The sequence below is a fragment of the Kitasatospora sp. NPDC004669 genome (genome assembly GCF_040609455.1).
Taxonomy (GTDB): domain Bacteria; phylum Actinomycetota; class Actinomycetes; order Streptomycetales; family Streptomycetaceae; genus Kitasatospora.
Window position 1 is genome coordinate 35,620 of the sequence record NZ_JBEXKB010000017.1, and the last position, 18,007, is coordinate 53,626.

The window sequence follows — 18,007 nt, forward strand, 5'->3', positions numbered from 1 at the left end:
CGTGGTGGCAGGTTCTGACGGCCGGAAGCGCGGGGGCGCTCCCGGACGCCGTCCGGCGGTCAGCCGAGCAGCTGGGCGAGCGCGCGGTCGGCGTCCAGGTGCAGGTGCTCCTCGCCCTCGGCGACGAGCAGTCGGCTGCGCCACAGGAAACGCCGCAGGTCGGTGGTGTCGAACTGGAGCAGCGCGGTGCCCTCCGGGGCCCGCAGCTCCACCACGGTGCGTCGGCCGGTCGCGGGCCGGACGTGGACGTCGCCGACGCCGGCCGCCAGCTCCAGGCCGGCCGAGAGCAACTGGCGGGCGAAGACCCAGACGACGTCCTCGGCGCCCTGGCCGTCCGTGACCTCGTCCAGCGAGAACTCGGCGGGAAAGGCCATCCGCACCGCGAACGGGTCCTCCGGCAGGTAGGACAGCACCACGCGCAGCCGGGCGGAGCGGTGCGGGGAGAGGATCAGACGGGCCTGGACGGTCTCTTCGACGGCGGTGTGCTGCATGGCGGGGTTCCTCCGGGCGGTCGGGGGTGGGGCGGCCTTACACCGGTGAGAGCGGTGGGACGGCCCGCCATTACGCGCTTTCGACGGGACTTCGATGTGACCCGTGTCACGTCGATTTCCGGCCGCCCCGGCCTCGCGCCGACTCGGGTCGAAGCGGCCGAACGGCGGCGGGGCCGGTAGGCTGGGCGGGTTGTCCGATCGCCGCCCGACCGCGGGACGGGGCCGCAAAACAGCCCCTGACCTGCGATGATCCCCCTCGGAGACCGTGAGTACTGCCGCCGCCTCCTCGATGCCGCTGTTCTCCGACGTACCGGAGACGCAGGAGCCCGCCCGGGCCGTAGGCCACGCCGCATCCGCCGCCTCGCACCACCTCTCCCCGGCTTTCCCCGGCCGCGCCCCCTGGGGCACCGCGGGCAAGCTGCGGGCCTGGCAGCAGGGTGCGCTGGACAAGTACATCGAGACCCAGCCGCGCGACTTCCTCGCGGTCGCCACCCCGGGTGCAGGCAAGACCACCTTCGCGCTCACCCTGGCCTCGTACCTGCTGCACAACCACCTGGTGCAACAGGTGACGGTGGTCGCGCCGACCGAGCACCTGAAGAAGCAGTGGGCCGAGGCCGCCGCCCGGATAGGCATCAAGCTGGACCCGGCGTACTCCTCCGGGCCGCTGTCCCGGGAGTACCACGGCATCGTGGTCACCTATGCGGGCGTCGGGGTCAACCCGATGCTGCACCGCAACCGGACCGAGGCCCGCAAGACCCTCGTGATCATGGACGAGATCCACCACGCCGGTGACTCCAAGTCCTGGGGCGAGGCCTGCTTCGAGGCCTTCGAGCCGGCCACCCGTCGGCTGGCGCTGACCGGGACGCCGTTCCGCTCGGACACCAACCCGATCCCGTTCGTCTCGTACGAGGCGGGCGGCGACGGCATCCGCAAGTCCGTCGCCGACTACACCTACGGCTACGGGCATGCGCTCGCCGACCACGTCGTCCGCCCGGTGATCTTCCTCAGCTACAGCGGCAACATGCGCTGGCGCACCAAGTCCGGCGACGAGCTGGAGGCCAGGCTCGGCGAGCCGATGACCAAGGACCTGATCGCCCAGGCCTGGCGCACCGCGCTGTCCCCGCAGGGCGAGTGGATCCCGGCGGTGCTGCAGGCCGCCGACCGGCGGCTGTCCGAGGTCCGCAAGGCGATCCCGGACGCCGGCGGACTGGTGATCGCCACCGACCAGACGGTGGCCCGCGCCTACGCCAAGATGCTGCGCGAGATCAGCGGCGAGAAGGTCACCCTGGTCCTCTCCGACGAGACCGAGGCCTCGCAGCGGATCTCCGACTACTCGGCCGGCACCTCGCGCTGGATGGTCGCGGTCCGCATGGTGTCCGAGGGCGTCGACGTGCCGCGGCTGTGCGTCGGGGTGTACGCCACCTCGATCTCCACCCCGCTGTTCTTCGCCCAGGCCGTAGGCCGCTTCGTGCGCGCCCGCAAGCGCGGCGAGACGGCCTCGGTGTTCCTGCCGACCATTCCGATGCTGCTGGGTTTCGCCAACGAGATGGAGCTCCAGCGCGACCACGTGCTGGACCGTCCGAAGAAGGAGGGCGACGGCCTCTTCGACGAGGAGGACCGGCTGCTCGCCGAGGCCGAGCGGGCCAACGACGGGCCGGACGGCGCGGGCGGCGAGGAGTTCTCCTACGAGGCGCTCGGCTCCGACGCGGTCTTCGACCGGGTGCTGTACAACGCCATGGAATTCGGCATGCAGGCCCACCCGGGCAGCGAGGAGGAGGACGACTACCTCGGTATCCCGGGCCTGCTGGAGCCGGACCAGGTGCAGATGCTGTTGCAGAAGCGCCAGCACCGCCAGATCCAGCGCAGCAAGACCAAGCCCGCGGAGGAGGCCGACCTGCTGGAGCTGCCGGCCGAGCAGCGGCCGGTCGTCACCCACCAGGAGCTGCGCGAGCTGCGCAAGGAGCTGAACGCGCTGGTGGCCGCCTGGCACCACCGCACCAGCCAGCCGCACGGCACCATCCACAACGAGCTGCGCCGCCAGTGCGGCGGGCCGCTCACCGCGCAGGCGACCGCGAATCAGCTGAAGGCGCGGATCGCCCGGATCCGGGAGTGGGCGAAGTAGTAACGGCACGTCAGTGGATTCCTCCGGCGGGTCGGGAGGAATCCGGGGCTCGGTAACGCGGGATGACATTCCGGTACAGGTGGGGAACTTGTCGAGACTTCTGATGTGATCATCCGCTAGTGTTCCGCGTGCCTCACGGCTCGGCAGCGGCTCACCGCCGCGCCGCATCTGTTACGCAAGGAGCACAGTAGAAGTGTCGTACCCCCCCTACGCCGGTCAGCCGTACCCGGGTCAGCCGGGTCAGCCCGAGCTGTCGGACAAGTCGAAGATCGTCGCGGGTATCCTGCAGCTGTTCTTCGGCAGCTTCGGCGTCGGCCGCTTCTACACCGGTCACATCGGCATGGGCGTCGCCCAGCTCCTGACCTGCGGCGGCCTGGGCTTCTGGGCCCTGATCGACGGCATCCTGTTCCTGGTCAGCAACGACCGCACGGACGCCCAGGGCCGTCTGCTGCGCGGCTGACCCCGCACGCGCCATGACCCTGCGCACACCGCGCGCGGCACGCCGCCCCGGCTCCGGCCGGGGCGGCTTCGCCGTTCCCGCGCGCCTGCGCGCCGCTGCCGCGCCGCTGGCCGTGCTCCTGGGCGGCCTGGCCGGCTCGGCCTACCTGTGGACGCGCAACCCGCACCTGCCCGGGCAGGTGCTGCCGTTCTGCCCCTGGCGGCGGATCACCGGGCTGCAGTGCCCCGGCTGCGGCGGCACCCGGATGGCGTACGACCTGATGCACGGCGACCCGAGCGCCGCCTTCCACGACAACGCGCTGCTGCTGATCTCGCTGCCGCTGGTCGCGCTGATGTACCTGACCTGGCTGCGCGAGGGCCTGGCCGGGCGGAGCTGGCGACCGCCGCTGGGACGGCGCGGCACAGCGGCGGTGCTGGGCACCGCGGTGGCCTGGACGGTGCTGCGCAACATCTGGTGAACGACCCGCCCCTGCGGCCCGAAGTGTCCGGACATCGGACCGGGGTCGAACCCGTGCGCTGATGCGCCCGGCGAATTGGGGGTGTTCGTCCGGAATTCGCGACGGTGTTGAAGTCGATCACGCCCGAATTTTGGACAACCACTTCCGCTGCGACATTTCCTTCACTACCTTTCCCCCACGCTCTTCCGGTGGGCAACCCCCGCGGGACGGGCTCCGCAGGACCGCGCGGTCGTCAACGACGACACCGCGCGGCCCGAGCGCGGCCACCCCCACCTGCGCGCGACACCGACCTTTCGGCTCGGCGCCGCCCGCCCCGCGAGCGCCGCGGAAAGGAATGTCCGTCGTGACTGCCGAGACCTCCCAGACGCTGGACCGCGGCGTCCGCGTCCTCAAGCTCCTCGCCGACTCCGAGCGCGGGCTCACCGTCACCGAGCTGGCCGCCCGGCTGGCCGTCAACCGCACCGTGGTCTACCGGCTGCTCGCCACCCTGGAACAGCACGGCCTGGTCCGTCGCGACATCGGCGGCCGAGCCCGGGTGGGCCTCGGCGTGCTGCGGCTCGCGCACCGGGTGCACCCGCTGCTGCGCGAGGCCGCGCTGCCCGCCCTGCGCAGCCTGGCCGAGGACCTCGGCGCCACCGCCCACCTGACCCTGGTGGACGGCAACGAGGCGCTGGCCGTCGCCGTGGTCGAGCCGAGCTGGACCGACTTCCACGTCGCCTACCGGACCGGCCTGCGCCACCCGCTCACCGAGAGCGCGGCCGGGCGGGCGATCCTGGAGGCGCGCACCTTCCCCAGCCAGCGGCGGCCCGAACAGGGCTTCGTCATCACCCGTGCGGAGGAGCAGTCCGGGGCGTGCGGGGCGGCGGCCGCGCTGCTCGGGCTGAGCGGCATCGAGGGCAGCGTCGGCGTGGTGATGCTCAACGGCATGGTCCCCGAGCGGGTCGGCCCCCGGGTGGTGGAGGCGGCCACCGAGGTGGCCGACGCCCTGAGGTAGCGCCTCTGCCCCGAGCCGAAGGGCGCGCCGGCGCCGAAAGCGATGAGCGACCAGCGACCGACGGAGGAGGGAGTGCCGGAGCGAAGAGTGTCGGCGCCGGATCAGAGCGCCTGGAGGCGAGCGGGCGAATCACAGAGTGTGTTTGGATTCCCCTTGTGTCCGACACCAAGCTGCCCAAGGCCCTCTCCGCCCCGCGCACCCGCGCGCTCGCGCTCTGCGGGGTGCTGGTCGCCGCGCTGTTCGGCGTGGCCGCCTTCGTCCCGCTGCCGTACACCCTGACCTGGCCGGGCCTGACCGCGGACACCCTGGGCTCCTACCAGGACCGCCCGGTGCTCACCATCACCGGCGCGCCGCTGCGCACCACCGAGGGCGAGCTGCGGATGGTCACCATCTCGGCCACCAACCCGGGGCAGAAGACCAGGTTCTGGCGCGCCCTGCAGGCCTGGTTCGACCCCAAGGAGGCGGTCCGCCCGACCGACACGGTGTACCCGCAGGGCAACCCGGCCAAGGCCGAGGAGGTGACGGCCCAGCAGATGGCCGAGTCGCAGGACAGCGCCACCGAGGCCGCGCTCAGCTACCTCCACCTCTCGCCGGACCAGGTGAAGGTGAAGGTCGACCTGGGCGACGTGGGCGGCCCGAGCGCCGGCCAGATGCTGGCGCTGGGCATCGTGGACAAGCTGGCCGGCGACGGCAAGGGCGGCGACCTCACCGGCGGGCTGAAGATCGCCGGCACCGGCACCATCGACAAGGACGGCACCGTCGGCCCGGTCGGCGGCGTCCCGCTGAAGACCCAGGCGGCCGCCCGGGACGGCGCCACGGTGTTCCTGCTGCCCAAGGAGGAGTGCACGGACGCCAAGGTGAACACCCCCAAGACGCTGCGGCTGGTGCCGGTCGGCACACTCGCCGAGTCGGTTTCGGCGCTGGAGGCGCTCAGGGGCGGGGGCAGCGTCCCCAGCTGCTGACCGGCCGCTGTCGTCGATTCTCCGTGGGCGGACCGCCCTACTCGGCGGCCGCCTGGTCCACCAGCGGCAGGATCCGGTACGGCACCGGGTTCTCCAGCACGATCGCGGTGGAGGAGCGGACGATCCCGTCGAAGCCCACCACCCGGTCGATCACCCGCTGCAGATCGGCGTTGGAGCGGGCCACGATCCGCACCAGCATGTCCCCGATGCCGGTGATCGTGTGCAGCTCCAGCACCTCCGGCACACCCGCCAGGTGCGCCCGCACGTCCGCGCCCTGGCCCTGGGAGATCTCCAGGGTGGCGAAGGCCGTCACCGGGTAGCCGATCGCCGCCGGGTCCACCTCCGGGCCGAACCCGCTGATCACCCCCTTGGCCTGCAGCCGGTCCAGCCGGGCCTGCACGGTGCCGCGGGCGACCTGCAGCCGGCGCGAGCACTCCAGCACGCCGATCCGGGGCTCCTCCGCCAGCAGCCGGATCAGCCGGCCGTCCAGGGCGTCGATGGCGTCGTTCCCGCCGCCCGACGGGGAAGTGGAAACGCCCTGGGAGGTGGGGGAGTTGGGCGAGCCGGGGGAGCTCGGAGAGTGGGCGGGGGGCATCGCGGCTCCTCCTCCGGTGGGCATTCTGTACAGCGGTGCCGCCGATTCTCCCGCTCCGGGGCACAGCTTGACCAGGAGGAAACGGAACAGTTGCGCGCAGGTCGGCTCGGCGCCACCCTCCAGCCACGACTCCGTGCCCCGGGCCCCACCCCGGACGCGGGGCGGTCCGTACGCCTACCGGGAGGGCCGTCATGACCGACACCGCCGCCGAACCCGTCCTGCTCGCCGCGGGCCTGGCCGAGGGGACGGCGGAGCCGGATCCGCTGCCGATGGGCCGCGCCGACGCGGTGGTCTTCGCGGTCGCCGACGCGCAGCGGGCGGCCCGCCGCTACTGCGCCACGCTCGGGCTGCGCTGCACCGCGTACGCCGGGCCGGAGACCGGCGAGCCGGAGACGGTGTCGTACGTGCTCTCCGCACCGGGGACGCGGATCGTGCTCACCTCGCCGGTGCGGGTGACCGGCCCGCGCGGCCGGGAGCTGGCCGCGCACCTGGCCCGGCACGGGGACGGGGTGCTGGACCTCGCGGTGAGCGTGCCGGACGTCTACTACGCGTACGACTACGCGGTGGACCGGGGCGCGCTGTCGCTGGCCGAGCCGTACGAGGTGCGGGACCGGTTCGGCTCGGTGGTGCTGGCCATCATCGGGGTGCCGGGCGGCACCAGACACACGCTGGTGGACCGGGCCGGGTACGCGGGGCCGTACCTGCCGGGGTACGCGCCCTTCGAGAGCTGGTGACGCCGGGGCGACACCGGTGACGGGGCCTCAGCGGATCGCCGTCTCCACGATCGGCGGGTGGCCGTTCCAGTAGGCGAACACCGAGTTGGCCTGGTCGCCCTTGGTGAAGTCCACCCGCATCCACTGGTCGCCGTTCCACACCTGCATCTGCCAGCCCGGGTCCGGGGTGGCGGAGACCAGCGAGGCCCGGTCGGCGCGGATGTCCAGGGCGACCCGGCCGCCGGGGATCGGGTAGCTCTTCACCGTGGACGTCGCGGTGGCGGTCGGCGTGGCCCGCCGGGTGGGCGGGGTGGTCGCGGAGGCGGTCGGCGGGCGGGTGGCGGTGGTGGTCGGGGAGGCCGGTGCGGGCGTGGACCCGTCCTGGGCGGCGGTGCGCGGCTGGTCGGGAGTGACGGTCGTGGTGTACGGCGTGCCGTCGGCCCTCGGGGAGGGCAGCGGCAGCGCCGTGGGCTGCTCGAACGCGGCGTCGGTGAGCACCGCGTGCACGCCGAGCCAGGACAGCGCCACCGCCGCCCCGGTGGCCGCCGCCCAGGCGCCGAGCTGTACCAGTCCGTTCCGCATCGTCCGCACATCCTGCCGTATTCCCGGGCCGTCGAGGGCGGCACCCTCGCTGTTCGGCAGGGCAGCCGCACGATGTCCGGACCCGGCCCGGGCCCCACCCCCGAGGTACAGACCACTGCCCGCCGATGGCGTACCGTGCAGGCCCATGGCAACAGTGCTCGTGGTCGAGGACGACCCCTTCGTACGTTCCGCCCTCATCCGCCACCTGACCGACACCGGTCACGCGGTCCGCAGCGTGGGCACGGCTCTGGAGGCGCTGCGGGAGGTCGCCCAGGTCGGCTGCGACCTGGTGATCCTGGACCTGGGACTGCCCGACCTGGACGGCAGCGAGGCGCTCAAGATGATCCGCGGGCTGACCGACGTCCCGGTGATCATCTCCACCGCCCGGGACGACGAGGCGGAGATCGTCCGACTGCTCAACGACGGGGCCGACGACTACCTGGTGAAACCCTTCTCCGGGGAGCACCTGAGCGCCCGGATGGCCGCCGTGCTGCGCCGGCTCGGCAGCGGCGCCGCGCCCGTCGCCCAGGTGCTGCGGGTCGGCGGACTGGCCATCGACCTGCAGCGGCGCGAGGCCGTCCTGGACGGGCGGTCGCTCGACCTGACCCGGCGTGAGTTCGACCTGCTGGCCTTCCTGGCGGGCCGGCCCGGCGTGGTGGTGCCGCGCAAGGAGATCCTCGCCGAGGTCTGGCGGCAGACCTACGGCGGCGACCAGACCATCGACGTCCACCTCTCCTGGCTGCGCCGCAAACTCGGCGAGAGCGCCTCCAACCCCCGCTATCTGCACACGGTCCGCGGCGTCGGGGTCCGGCTGGAGCCCGTCGGGGACCCCGGGGGACACCGGACGTGAAGCGGTTCGCGCACTCGCTGCGCTGGGCCCTGATCAAGGCCGCCGTGGCCGGGACCACCATGGTCGCCCTGGCCTTCCTCATCCCGCTCGGCCTGATGGTCCAACAGACCGCCCGGGACCGGGCGTTCACCGCCGCCGAGCGGCAGGCCGCCGCGCTCGGCCCGGCGCTGGCCATCACCACCGACCAGGACGCCGTCAACCGGGCGCTGGCCAGCACCGACGCGGGCGCGCAGGGCCGGATGGCGGTGCACCTGCCGGTGCCCACCGGGGTGCCGACCGGCGGCGGGCCGGACGGGCCCACCATCGGCGAGGGGCGTGCGGCCCTCGGCGACGTGGCCACCGCCGGCGGGCAGGGCCGCTCCTTCACCGTCGCGGTGCCCGGCGGCTACACGCTGCTCCAGCCGGTCGCGGTGGACACCGGCCGGACCGCCGTGGTCGAGGTGTTCGTGGCCGAGAGCGACCTCACCCGGGGCGTCTCCACCGCCTGGCTGGTGCTCTCCGCGGTCGCGCTCGGCCTGGTCGCCATCGCGGTGCTGGTCGCCGACCGGATGGGCGGCCGGATCGTCGCCTCCGCCCGCCGGCTCGCCACCGCCGCCCGCTCGCTCGGCGCCGGCAATCTCGCGGTGCGGGTCCCGGTGGCGGGCAAGCAGGTCGACGGCAGCCCCGAGGAACTGCGCGAGGCCGCCCAGGCGTTCAACACCATGGCCGACCGGGTGGTCCAACTCGTCGCGGCCGAACGCGAGTTGGCCGCCGACCTGTCGCACCGGCTACGCACCCCGCTGACCGTGCTGCGGCTCAACGCCGCCTCGCTCGGCGACGGCGACGCGGCCGACGCCACCCGGCACGCGGTGGCCCAACTGGAACGCGAGGTCGACCAGATCATCCGCTCCGCCCGCCGCGCCCCCGAGGACGTGCCCGCCGTCGTGGTCGGCTGCGATGCCGCCGAGGTGATCCGCGAACGGGTCGGCTTCTGGTCCGCGCTGGCCGAGGACGAGGGCCGCCGCTGGCAGCTGGCCGGCGCCGAACAGGCCGTGCCGGTACCCGTCCAGCGTGCGGACCTGGCCGCTGTCGTCGACGCGCTGCTCGGCAACGTCTTCCGCCACACCGCCGTCGGCACCGCCTTCTCGGTGGACGTACTGGCCACCGACTGCTCGGTGATCGTGCTGGTCGGCGACGGCGGGCCGGGCTACAGCGACCCGGCCGCCGCCCTCAAGCGCGGCGAGGGCCACGGCGGCGAGGGCTCCACCGGCCTCGGCCTGGACATCGTCCGCAAGCTCGCCGAGTCCACCGGCGGCGACCTGGCGCTCGGCCGCTCCGCGGTCCTCGGCGGCGCGGAGACCCGGCTGCGGCTGCGCACCCGGGCGGAGGGGGCGACCCCCGCGCGGGCCGGGCGGCGGCGCTCGCGGGGCGCGCTGTTCCCGAAGTGACCCGGTGTCGTCCCGCCCGCGCGCCTTCGGCTCGGTTCGGCTCAGCTCAGCTCAGCTCAGCTCAGCTCAGCTCGGTTCGGTTCGGTTCGGGGCGGTGTCGGGGCCGTTCCTTAACTGCGGCCTAAGGGAGTTCTACCGCATGCTCAGCCCGCCGCTTCGGCCGCTGCCGCGCCGCTAGCGTCGGTCGCGCCGGTCACCCGACCGGCGAAGGCACTCGGAGGTAGCGCGCCATGACCAGCCAGCCCACCCGCCGTTCCGGTCGCCGCAGGCGCAGCCGCAAGGGCTCGATCATCGGGGCCTCCGCGGTCGCCGCCGCCGTGGTCGCGGGCGGGGTCGTGGTGCTCGCCTCCTCGGCCAGCGCCGCCTCGCTCGGCGCCGTCTACAGCCGGACCAGCGACTGGGACTCCGGCTACACCGGTCAGTACCTGGTCACCAACCCGGACCGCAGCGCGATCGAGGACTGGACGCTCAGTTTCGACCTGCCGACCGGGGCGAAGATCGACTCGCTCTGGAACGCCACCTTCACCGCCGACGGGCAGCACATCACCGTCAAGCCGGAGTCCTGGAGCAAGCGGCTGGAGCCCGGCAAGAGCGTGGTGGTCGGCTTCGTCGCCCAGGGCACGGGCGCGGCGCAGGCCGAGCCGGGCAACTGTCTGATCGACAACGTCTCCTGCAAGGCGGGCGACGGCACCGTGCCCACGCCCTCGGGGCGGCCGACGGCCACCGCCACCGCGGTTCCCACCGCTACGGCTACGGTCTCGGCCACGGCTTCGGCCAGTGCGAGCGCCACCGCCACCGCCAAGCCCACCCCGACCGCCACCGCGAAGCCGACCACCCCGGCGCCGGCCCCTGTGACGACCGGCCCCGGCCGGACCGCCACCCCCACGGCGACCGGTGTGCCCGTACCCCCGGCCGGCGCCGGGGCCGGCTTCGCCCCGTACGTGGACACCTCCCTCTACCCGCCCTACGACCTGGCCGCCACCGCCAAGGCCGCCGGCGTGAAGAACTTCAACCTCGCCTTCGTGGTCTCCGGCGGCGGCTGCGTGCCCAAGTGGGGCGGCGTGAGCGACCTGTCCGCCGACGCGGTGGCCGCCCAGATCGGCGCGCTGCGGGCGGCCGGCGGCGACGTCCGGGTCTCCTTCGGCGGCGCCAACGGCAGCGAGCTGGCCCTCGCCTGCGGCTCCACCGCCGACCTGGCCGCCGCGTACCAGAAGGTCGTCGACGCCTACGGGGTGACCAAGCTCGACTTCGACGTCGAGGGCGGTGCGATCGCCGACGCCGCCGCCAACACCCGGCGCGCCCAGGCCGTCGCCCAGCTGCAGAAGAACGCCGCCGCCAAGGGCAAGGCCCTCGACGTCTCCTTCACCCTGCCCGCGCTGCCCTCCGGTCTGACCCAGGAGGGCGTCAACCTGGTCGCCGACGCCAAGGCCAACGGCGTCGCGATCGGCGCCGTCGACATCATGGCGATGGACTTCGGCGACGGCGTCGCCCCCAACCCACAGGGCCGGATGGGCACCTACGCGATCGCCGCGGCCACCGCCACCCAGGCCCAGGTCAAGAGTGTGCTGGGGCTGGACGACGCGGCCGCCTGGCGCAAGGTCGCGGTCACCCCGATGATCGGCGTCAACGACGTCGCCAGCGAGGTCTTCACGGTGGCCGACGCCAAGCAGCTCGCCGACTTCGCCGCGACCAAGCACCTGGCCTGGCTGGCGATGTGGTCCGGTACCCGGGACAAGGCCTGCGACGGCGGCGCCAAGGGCTACGCCGACGCCACCTGCAGCAGCATCGTCCAGAAGCCGCTGGACTTCACCCGGACCCTCGGCGGCTACACCGGCTGAGGTCCCCCCGCCCCCGGGCCCCTGTTCTCCCCCCCCGGGCCCCTGGTCGGCCCCGGACGTCCGTGCTCAGCCCGCAGCCGGGCACGGGCGGCCGGGGCGTCACTGTTCCGCAGCTCGGGCCGCGTTTATGACGCTGTGTAGTCGATCGTGCCCAGGCCGGGTCCGGCACCATCCGGTATCGTCGCTGGTTGGCCGAGCGGTGGACGGAGTGGACAGTGACAGCGGTGCAAGACGAGCGCAGCCCGGTGCGGACCGTACCCGACCCCTCGCCCGCCCCCCTGTCCGACCGGCTGCGGCTCGCGCTCGGCGCCCCCGTGCGCGCGCTGCGCGAGGCGCCCCGCCGCCCGCTGCTGGCCGCCTCGGCCCTGGCTCTGCTGTCCCTGGTCGTGTACGCAGTGGTCCGCCACTTCGTCCACACCTCGATGGTGGACATGATCGTCTACCGGGCCGAGGGCGCCGCCGTCGCCAACGGCACCGACCTGTACGCGCTGCGCGTCACCGAGTGGAACCTGCCCGCGACGTACCCGCCGTTCGCGGCGATGCTGTTCGTCCCGACCACCTGGTTCCCGGTCCCCTTCCTCCGGGTGGTGATCACTCTCGGCAACCTCGGGCTGCTCGCCCTGCTGACCCACCTGTCCTTCAAGCTGGTCGGCTGGCCCCGCCGCGAGCTGCGACCGATCGGCGTGGTCCTGGTGACCGGCCTCGGCGTCTGGCTCGAACCCGTCTTCACCACGCTCCGGTACGGCCAGATCAACCTCGCCCTCGCCTGCCTGATCCTCTGGGACCTCACCCGTTCGGACACGCGCCGTAGCAAGGGCACGGCGATCGGCATCGCGGCCGGCCTCAAGCTCACCCCCGGCCTGTTCGCCGTCTACCTGCTGCTCACCGGCCGGGTCCGGGCCGCCTTCACGGCCGGCCTCACCTTCCTCGGCACCTTCCTGATCGGCGCGCTCTTCCTGCCCGACGCCACCTGGGGCTTCTGGACCAAGTACCTCTACGACTCCTCCCGGGTCGGCAAGACCGAGATCGTCGACAACCAGTCGCTGCGCGGCGCCTTCGCCCGCCTGCTGCACACCGCCGACCCCGGAATCCTCGCCACCCTCGGGGCCGGCCTGGTCGCGCTGGCTGGCCTCGCCGTCGCCGCCCGGGCCGCCCGCAGCGGCCGCTGGCTGCCCCGGGCCGAGGCCTGGGGCGTCTGCTGCGCCGCCGTCACGGCCGTGCTGATCTCGCCGATCAGCTGGACCCACCACTGGGTCTGGTGCGTGCCGCTGCTCGTCCTGCTCGCTGCCGAGGCCTCCGTCGAGCACGCCCGCCCGGCGGGCGTGCGCAGGCTCCGCTGGCGGGCCGCGTTCTGGGCCACGCTGGTCGCCTTCCTGTCCTTCGCGATGTGGGCCGCCAAGCCGCTCGGCCCGGCCGTCCTCCACATGTCACCGCTGCGCCAGCTGCCCACCTCGATCTACCCGTGGGTCGGACTCTGCTTCCTGCTCGCCGCCGCGATCCGGATGAGGGCCCGGCGGCGGTCCGCCGGCGCGCCCCCGGTCCGGCTGCCCGGACAGCGCGGCGGCGACGGCGGCCCGGACGCCACCCGCGGTCGTCAGCAGGCCCCCGCGGCCCGCTGAGCCGACGGGGGCGCAGCTGCTGTTGCCCGGTTCCCGGGCCTGTTCCGGCACGTGTCGTCGCGGCACGTGGTGTTCCTGCCGGTGGTGTGCCCGGACGCGTCGTTCCCGGACGCATCGTTCCTGCACGCGCCGGTGCGCGCTGCGGCGCACGCCTACGCGAGCAGCTCGGCGAGCGAGCCGTCCATGTCCAGCGCGGCCAGCTCGCTGCCCGGCGGTACCAGCCGGTGCGCCCGCTCCAGCCAGGCCGCGACGGCCGGCAGCGGCGCCTCCAGCAGCGCGTCCCCGGCGGGCGAGCTGAGCGCCAGGCAGAGCACGCTGCGCCGGCCCGAGCGGGTCGGCCAGATCCGCACGTCGCCCTGGCCGCACGGGCGGAAGGTGCCCTCGACCAGCAGCTCGCGGGCGAACACCCAGGTGACCGGGGAGCCGGTGTCCAGGTGGAAGGTGATGTACACCGCGTACGGGTCGTGGCTGCCGTAGGTCAGTCGGGCCGGGACGGGGACGCTGTGCTCGGGGGAGAGCACCAGGTTGAGCTCCAGCTCGTGCTCCACGACGCTGACGGGGCGATCCATGATCGTCTTCCTCTCTGCCTTCGGTTCGTGCCCGGTTCCGGGCCCTGTGACCTTTGAGAGGGCGGTCCACGCCGGCTCTTACACGCGTTTCCAGGTTTTCTTCGGGACGTTTCCCGAGGGGTGGTGAACGACCGGGGCCGCGGCGCGCGGGCACCTGCCGCGCGCCGGTTTCCTTACCCCGGGCGGCCGTCCGCTGTCCGGGGATTCGCCAACTTCCTGTCGGCACTCCGGCGAGGTACTACCCTTTGTGACTGCTCGGCGACTGTCCGCCCATCGCCGGCGCCCCCACACGCGCGCCGAGCGCCCCAGGGTGCGCGCGGGCGCGCCGCCGTGGCTTGCGTTGCGACCTGTTCCGACCCGCCCTGACCGTTCCGACCTCCCATCGGCCCTCGTCAGGACCTGGCAGGAGAGAAGACCGCCATGACGGACCGCCCCTTCGCCGCCGACGGCGACCCGTCCGTCGCACCCGAGCCGGGCTACTACCCCGACCCCTCCATCCCCGGCTTCGTCCGGTACTGGGGCGGCTCGGCCTGGGTGCCGGGCACCAGTCGCCCCGCGCCCGCCGAGGGCGAGGTGTTGCAGCCGCCCCGGTTCGCCGCCCGGCGGCCCGCCCCCGACGTGGCCGCGACGCGGGTGGTGCCGCCGCCGGTGGTGCCGGTGCCGCAGGCGCGCTCGCAACCACCCCTGTCGTCGTCGCGCCCGATCGAGACCTCCGCCGACACCGGGCCGGTCTACCTCGACCAGACCGCCGGCGGGGCGTCGTTCACGGTCGGGCCGCGGGTCTCGGAGGTGATCGGCGGGCCGGTGTTCCGCACCGTCGAGCCCGCCGCGGAGGAGGCCCCCGGGGCGTCCGGCTGGCAGGCGGATCCGCGGACGCAGCGGGGCCTGATGGAGACCGGCGGGGCGCCGCGCTGGGTCTCCTGGGGGGTGCTTCCGGGGGCGCCCGAATCGGAGGAGGGGAGCGCGGAGGCTGGGCGCACTTCCGTTGCTGTGGAGATGGCCGCCGCGGTCGCGCCCGCCGGTGCGGTCGCGGTGCGGGAGCCGCCGACGCCGGTGGCTGCCGCGGGGCCGGTGGTCGGGGCGGAGGGCGATCCGGCGGCGGACGGGGAGTCGGCGGCCGAGGGTGAGGCCGCGATGGAGGTCGCGCCCGCTCCCGCGCGGTCCGTACCCGCTCCGGCGCCCACCCGGGTTCCGGTGCCCGCACCCGCCGCTTCGCTGCCCGCCGTGCGGCCGGCCCGGGAGGCCGCCGTCCGCCGTCGGTCCGCTGCCGCCCCCGCCGTGCCGGCCGGGCTGGGGCGGCGGCTGGCGGCTCGGGCGGTGGACACCGGGGTGCTGTTGGTGGTCGCCGTCGCCGCGGGGATCCCGCTCGGCCGCTCGGTGGCCGACCACCTCCAGCAGAAGCTCGACCAGGCCAAGATGGCCAGCTTCCTCACCCGCCGTCAGGTCCAGGTCTGGCTGGTGGACGACGTGGTGGTGGGCAAGCTGGCCGTGCTGCTCGGCATCCTGGTGTTCGTCAGCCTGCTCTACGAGGTGCTGCCGATCGCCCGGACCGGCCAGACCTTCGGCAAGCGGCTGGCCCGGATCCGGGTGGTGGACGCCGCCCAGCCCGGCAAATCCCGGTTGAGTCTCGGCCGCTCGCTGCTGCGCTGGACGGTCGGACAGCTCGGGCTGGTGCTGCTGCTCGGCCTGGTGTGGCCGGTGTTCGACCGTCCGGCACGGCGCGGTTGGCAGGACCGGGCGGCCCGGACCAGGGTGGTTCGCGGCTGAGGCCGCAGCGCGGGTCGTCGCCGGGGGGCGTTGCGGCGAGGCCGTTCCGGCCAGGCGGCAAAACGGACAAAATGTCCTAAGTGTCGAGAATGTGTGATGTTCTACTCGGGGAATGAGCACCCACGACCCCTCAGGCCCCCAGCCGGAGGGGGGCGGTAAGCCCTCCTTCGACAAGCAGCCCCCGTACCCCGGTGGCGGCACGCCGGAAGGCGAACCGCCGCGCCCGACCCCGTCCGACGCCCCGCCCGGCACCCCGACCGAGGGCCCCGGCGCCTACCAGGGCACCTACGGTGGATCGGGCCACGGCCAGAAGCCGTACGACCAGCCCCCGTCCGGCTACGGCACCGGCCCCGGTATGCACGGCACCCCCGGCCCCGTCCCCGGGATGCCGCCGATCGGCAGCTGGCCCAGAAGGATCCTCGCCCGGCTCATCGACCTCATCCTCGTCGAGGCCGTCGGCGCGGTCGTCGTCGGGCCTTTCGTCGACCTCGGCACGCGCAACGGTTCCACCAGCGCGTTCTGGCTCGGCTGTGCCATCTACCTCATCTACGAGGCCCTGATGCTCAGCCGGGACGGCCAGACCCTCGGCAAGAAGGCGACGAAGGTCCGCGTCGCCATGCTGATCGACGGGAACTCGCCCACCCAGTCCGCCGCCTGGACCCGGGCGGCCGTCTTCATCCTCCCGGCCGTGCTCTGCTGCGCCGCCCTGTGGTGGCTCGTCGACGGGATGTTCGGCGTCTTCGACAAGCCCTTCCAGCAGTGCATCCACGACAAGGCCGCGAAGACCGTGGTGGTCACCACCGAGGTCTGAACGCGACCGCGGGACGACGCCCGGCGGCGGATCAGCGCTGCCGGGCGTACTCGCGTCCGGCGGTGGCCGGGGAGCCGGAGCCCTTCGCAGGGTCGGCCGGGCGGGAGGACGCGGACAGCGAGAGCACCGTCACCACGGTGCCGAGCGCCAACGCGAAGGCCACCAGCACCGCGACCTCCAGGACGCCCGAGGCGCCCGAGACGGCCAGCAGTGCCACCGTGGTGGCGACGACGGTGAACGAGCCGAGGCAGAACTGGGCAGCAGACGGACGCGGCATGGCGGGGGTCCTTCGCACGTCGGGGGAAACGGGCGGGAGTTGTGCCGGTTCCAAAGGTCCTACCCGGCAGGGGAGTTCGGTAAGCCCAGGCTAACCTGCAGGGTCAGGGGCACAGGGGGCGCACGGGCTCACCCCGGGGTCGTCCGAGCCCCTCGGTACGGTGGAGCCCGTCCACACCACGCAGACCGGGGGAACCGACCGTGACCATCCCCGCCGACTGGCCCACCACCGAGGCCCAGGCGATCGCCGAACAGGAACGACTGCGGCCGCTCGTCCAGGCCGTCGACGGCGACAGCTCCGAGGATCGGCTGATCGCCGGGGTCGACGTCGCGTACGACGACGACCACGACCTCGTCGTCGCCGCGGCCGTCCTGCTCGACCGGGACACCCTCGACGTCGTCGAGGAGGCCACCGCCGTCGGCCGGATCGCCTTCCCCTACGTCCCCGGACTGCTCGCCTTCCGTGAACTCCCCGCCGTCCTCGACGCCTTGGCCGCCCTCACCCGCACCCCCGACACCGTCGTCTGCGACGGATACGGCCTCGCCCACCCGCGCCGCCTCGGCCTCGCCAGCCACCTCGGAGTCCTCACCGGGCTGCGTACCCTCGGTGTCGCCAAGACCCCCTTCACCTTCGACCACCGCGAACCCGCCACGGAACGCGGCTCCTCGACCCCGCTCACCGACCCCGCCACCGGCGAGGAGGTCGGTCGTGCCGTCCGCACCCGCCCCGGCGTGAAACCCGTCTACGTCTCGGTCGGCCACCGCATCGGCCTCGACACCGCCGTCCGCACCACCCTCGACCTCGCCCGCCGCTACCGGCTGCCCGAGACCACCCGGCACGCCGACTCCCTCTGCCGCCGGGCCCTGGCCGAGGCCCTGCGTGCCCGGACGTCCTCGAACTGACCCCGCCCCGGGCGGATTTCGGGCCCGGTGTGTTAGACATGAGGCACCGGGGCCCGGCCCCGACCGCAGGGGACGGACGCACGGGGGAGGCGCCGAAGTGGGAGCAGGGACCGGTTCGACCGGGGGAAACGGACAGGGCTACCGGGTCGAGGTCGAACAACTCCGGACCTTCGCCGGCCAAGTGCGGCTGCTGCTCAAGACCTTCGAGAAGGACGCGAACGGCACCAGCACCCACGGGCTCAGCGGCATCGGCAAGGACGCCTTCGGCACCTTCGCCGAGGCCACCGAGATCCACGGCCGCTACGGCACCATGCGGGACGCGCTGCGCGACGTGCTCAACCAGCTCCAGGGCGCCATCGACGAGGCCCAGAAGAGCGCCGAACTCACCGCGACCAACTACGAGGAACACGACCAGCACGTGGCCAAGAAGCTCATGCTCGCCGACGACGGCTGGTCGGTCGCCGACCCCTCCGCCACCAGCAAAGTCGCGTACGAGCAGAAGCAGAGCCTCGTTCCGTCCAACCGCGGCAACGCCACCCTTTAGCCGCCCGCGACCCGAACGGAGGGGAAC

Annotated in this window: 19 protein-coding genes; 14 read left to right on the forward strand and 5 right to left on the reverse strand. The window is 73.7% G+C overall.

All coding sequences use genetic code 11. The annotated features are described in order from the left end of the window. Window positions 1-59 precede the first annotated feature (59 nt). Window positions 60-491 (reverse strand): SsgA family sporulation/cell division regulator, encoded by a 432-nt coding sequence (locus ABZW30_RS16760; protein ID WP_355671837.1) that lies wholly within the window; start codon window positions 489-491, stop codon window positions 60-62. A gap of 289 nt (window positions 492-780) precedes the next feature. On the opposite strand from ABZW30_RS16760, the gene ABZW30_RS16765 reads away from it, so the two are divergent. The 5 genes from ABZW30_RS16765 to ABZW30_RS16785 all read left to right on the forward strand — a co-directional run bounded on the left by ABZW30_RS16765 (window position 781) and on the right by ABZW30_RS16785 (window position 5,486). Then, window positions 781-2,613 (forward strand): DEAD/DEAH box helicase, encoded by a 1,833-nt coding sequence (locus ABZW30_RS16765; protein ID WP_355671946.1) that lies wholly within the window; start codon window positions 781-783, stop codon window positions 2,611-2,613. Window positions 2,614-2,806: 193 nt separating this feature from the next. After that, window positions 2,807-3,073 carry a TM2 domain-containing protein gene (locus tag ABZW30_RS16770; RefSeq protein WP_355671838.1) on the forward strand — a complete coding sequence of 89 codons (267 nt, stop codon included), beginning with the start codon at window positions 2,807-2,809 and terminating at the stop codon, window positions 3,071-3,073. 13 nt (window positions 3,074-3,086) lie between these two features. Next, window positions 3,087-3,530, forward strand: coding sequence for a DUF2752 domain-containing protein (locus tag ABZW30_RS16775; protein ID WP_355671839.1), 444 nt, complete (start codon window positions 3,087-3,089; stop codon window positions 3,528-3,530). A 343-nt stretch (window positions 3,531-3,873) separates the two neighbouring features. After that, a complete protein-coding gene (locus ABZW30_RS16780) occupies window positions 3,874-4,524 on the forward strand; it encodes a helix-turn-helix domain-containing protein (protein WP_355671840.1) in 651 nt (216 codons plus the stop codon). A gap of 155 nt (window positions 4,525-4,679) precedes the next feature. Then, window positions 4,680-5,486 carry a S16 family serine protease gene (locus ABZW30_RS16785; RefSeq protein WP_355671841.1) on the forward strand — a complete coding sequence of 269 codons (807 nt, stop codon included), beginning with the start codon at window positions 4,680-4,682 and terminating at the stop codon, window positions 5,484-5,486. 37 nt (window positions 5,487-5,523) lie between these two features. On the opposite strand, the gene ABZW30_RS16790 is transcribed toward ABZW30_RS16785, so the two are convergent. Continuing rightward, window positions 5,524-6,081 carry an Lrp/AsnC family transcriptional regulator gene (locus tag ABZW30_RS16790; RefSeq protein ID WP_355671842.1) on the reverse strand — a complete coding sequence of 186 codons (558 nt, stop codon included), beginning with the start codon at window positions 6,079-6,081 and terminating at the stop codon, window positions 5,524-5,526. A 191-nt stretch (window positions 6,082-6,272) separates the two neighbouring features. Between ABZW30_RS16790 and ABZW30_RS16795 the strand changes: the two genes are divergently transcribed. After that, window positions 6,273-6,815, forward strand: coding sequence for a VOC family protein (locus ABZW30_RS16795; protein ID WP_355671843.1), 543 nt, complete (start codon window positions 6,273-6,275; stop codon window positions 6,813-6,815). 27 nt (window positions 6,816-6,842) lie between these two features. Here the strand turns inward: ABZW30_RS16795 and ABZW30_RS16800 are convergent, their stop codons facing one another. Beyond that, window positions 6,843-7,376, reverse strand: coding sequence for a hypothetical protein (locus tag ABZW30_RS16800; RefSeq protein WP_355671844.1), 534 nt, complete (start codon window positions 7,374-7,376; stop codon window positions 6,843-6,845). Window positions 7,377-7,521: 145 nt separating this feature from the next. On the opposite strand from ABZW30_RS16800, the gene ABZW30_RS16805 reads away from it, so the two are divergent. The 4 genes from ABZW30_RS16805 (at window position 7,522) to ABZW30_RS16820 (ending at window position 13,110) form a co-directional block, all read left to right on the forward strand. After that, on the forward strand, window positions 7,522-8,226 hold the full coding sequence (locus tag ABZW30_RS16805) for a response regulator transcription factor (protein WP_355671845.1): 705 nt from the start codon (window positions 7,522-7,524) through the stop codon (window positions 8,224-8,226). Between the two features lie 17 nt (window positions 8,227-8,243). Further along, on the forward strand, window positions 8,244-9,653 hold the full coding sequence (locus ABZW30_RS16810) for a HAMP domain-containing sensor histidine kinase (protein WP_355671947.1): 1,410 nt from the start codon (window positions 8,244-8,246) through the stop codon (window positions 9,651-9,653). 230 nt (window positions 9,654-9,883) lie between these two features. Further along, window positions 9,884-11,491, forward strand: coding sequence for a cellulose binding domain-containing protein (locus ABZW30_RS16815; protein WP_355671846.1), 1,608 nt, complete (start codon window positions 9,884-9,886; stop codon window positions 11,489-11,491). A 215-nt stretch (window positions 11,492-11,706) separates the two neighbouring features. Beyond that, window positions 11,707-13,110, forward strand: a complete 1,404-nt coding sequence (locus ABZW30_RS16820; protein ID WP_355671847.1) for a glycosyltransferase 87 family protein — start codon at window positions 11,707-11,709, stop codon at window positions 13,108-13,110. 152 nt (window positions 13,111-13,262) lie between these two features. On the opposite strand, the gene ABZW30_RS16825 is transcribed toward ABZW30_RS16820, so the two are convergent. Next, window positions 13,263-13,679: an SsgA family sporulation/cell division regulator gene (locus tag ABZW30_RS16825; RefSeq protein ID WP_355671848.1), complete on the reverse strand. Its 417-nt coding sequence runs from the start codon at window positions 13,677-13,679 to the stop codon at window positions 13,263-13,265. Window positions 13,680-14,099: 420 nt separating this feature from the next. Here ABZW30_RS16825 and ABZW30_RS16830 point away from each other — a divergent pair, with 420 nt between their 5' ends. Together ABZW30_RS16830 and ABZW30_RS16835 are read left to right on the forward strand one after the other, a co-directional pair. Then, window positions 14,100-15,446, forward strand: coding sequence for an RDD family protein (locus ABZW30_RS16830; RefSeq protein ID WP_355671849.1), 1,347 nt, complete (start codon window positions 14,100-14,102; stop codon window positions 15,444-15,446). A 112-nt stretch (window positions 15,447-15,558) separates the two neighbouring features. Beyond that, window positions 15,559-16,257, forward strand: coding sequence for an RDD family protein (locus tag ABZW30_RS16835; RefSeq protein WP_355671850.1), 699 nt, complete (start codon window positions 15,559-15,561; stop codon window positions 16,255-16,257). Between the two features lie 31 nt (window positions 16,258-16,288). Here ABZW30_RS16835 and ABZW30_RS16840 read toward each other — a convergent pair whose 3' ends face one another. After that, window positions 16,289-16,534 (reverse strand): hypothetical protein, encoded by a 246-nt coding sequence (locus tag ABZW30_RS16840; protein WP_355671851.1) that lies wholly within the window; start codon window positions 16,532-16,534, stop codon window positions 16,289-16,291. A 200-nt stretch (window positions 16,535-16,734) separates the two neighbouring features. Here ABZW30_RS16840 and ABZW30_RS16845 point away from each other — a divergent pair, with 200 nt between their 5' ends. Together ABZW30_RS16845 and ABZW30_RS16850 are read left to right on the forward strand one after the other, a co-directional pair. Next, the gene (locus ABZW30_RS16845) at window positions 16,735-17,436 is read left to right on the forward strand and encodes an endonuclease V (RefSeq protein WP_355671852.1); all 702 of its coding nucleotides are present in this window, start codon (window positions 16,735-16,737) and stop codon (window positions 17,434-17,436) included. A gap of 97 nt (window positions 17,437-17,533) precedes the next feature. Continuing rightward, entirely contained in the window at window positions 17,534-17,980 is a 447-nt protein-coding gene (locus ABZW30_RS16850; protein ID WP_355671853.1) for a hypothetical protein, read from the forward strand. The last annotated feature ends 27 nt before the right edge of the window (window positions 17,981-18,007 follow it).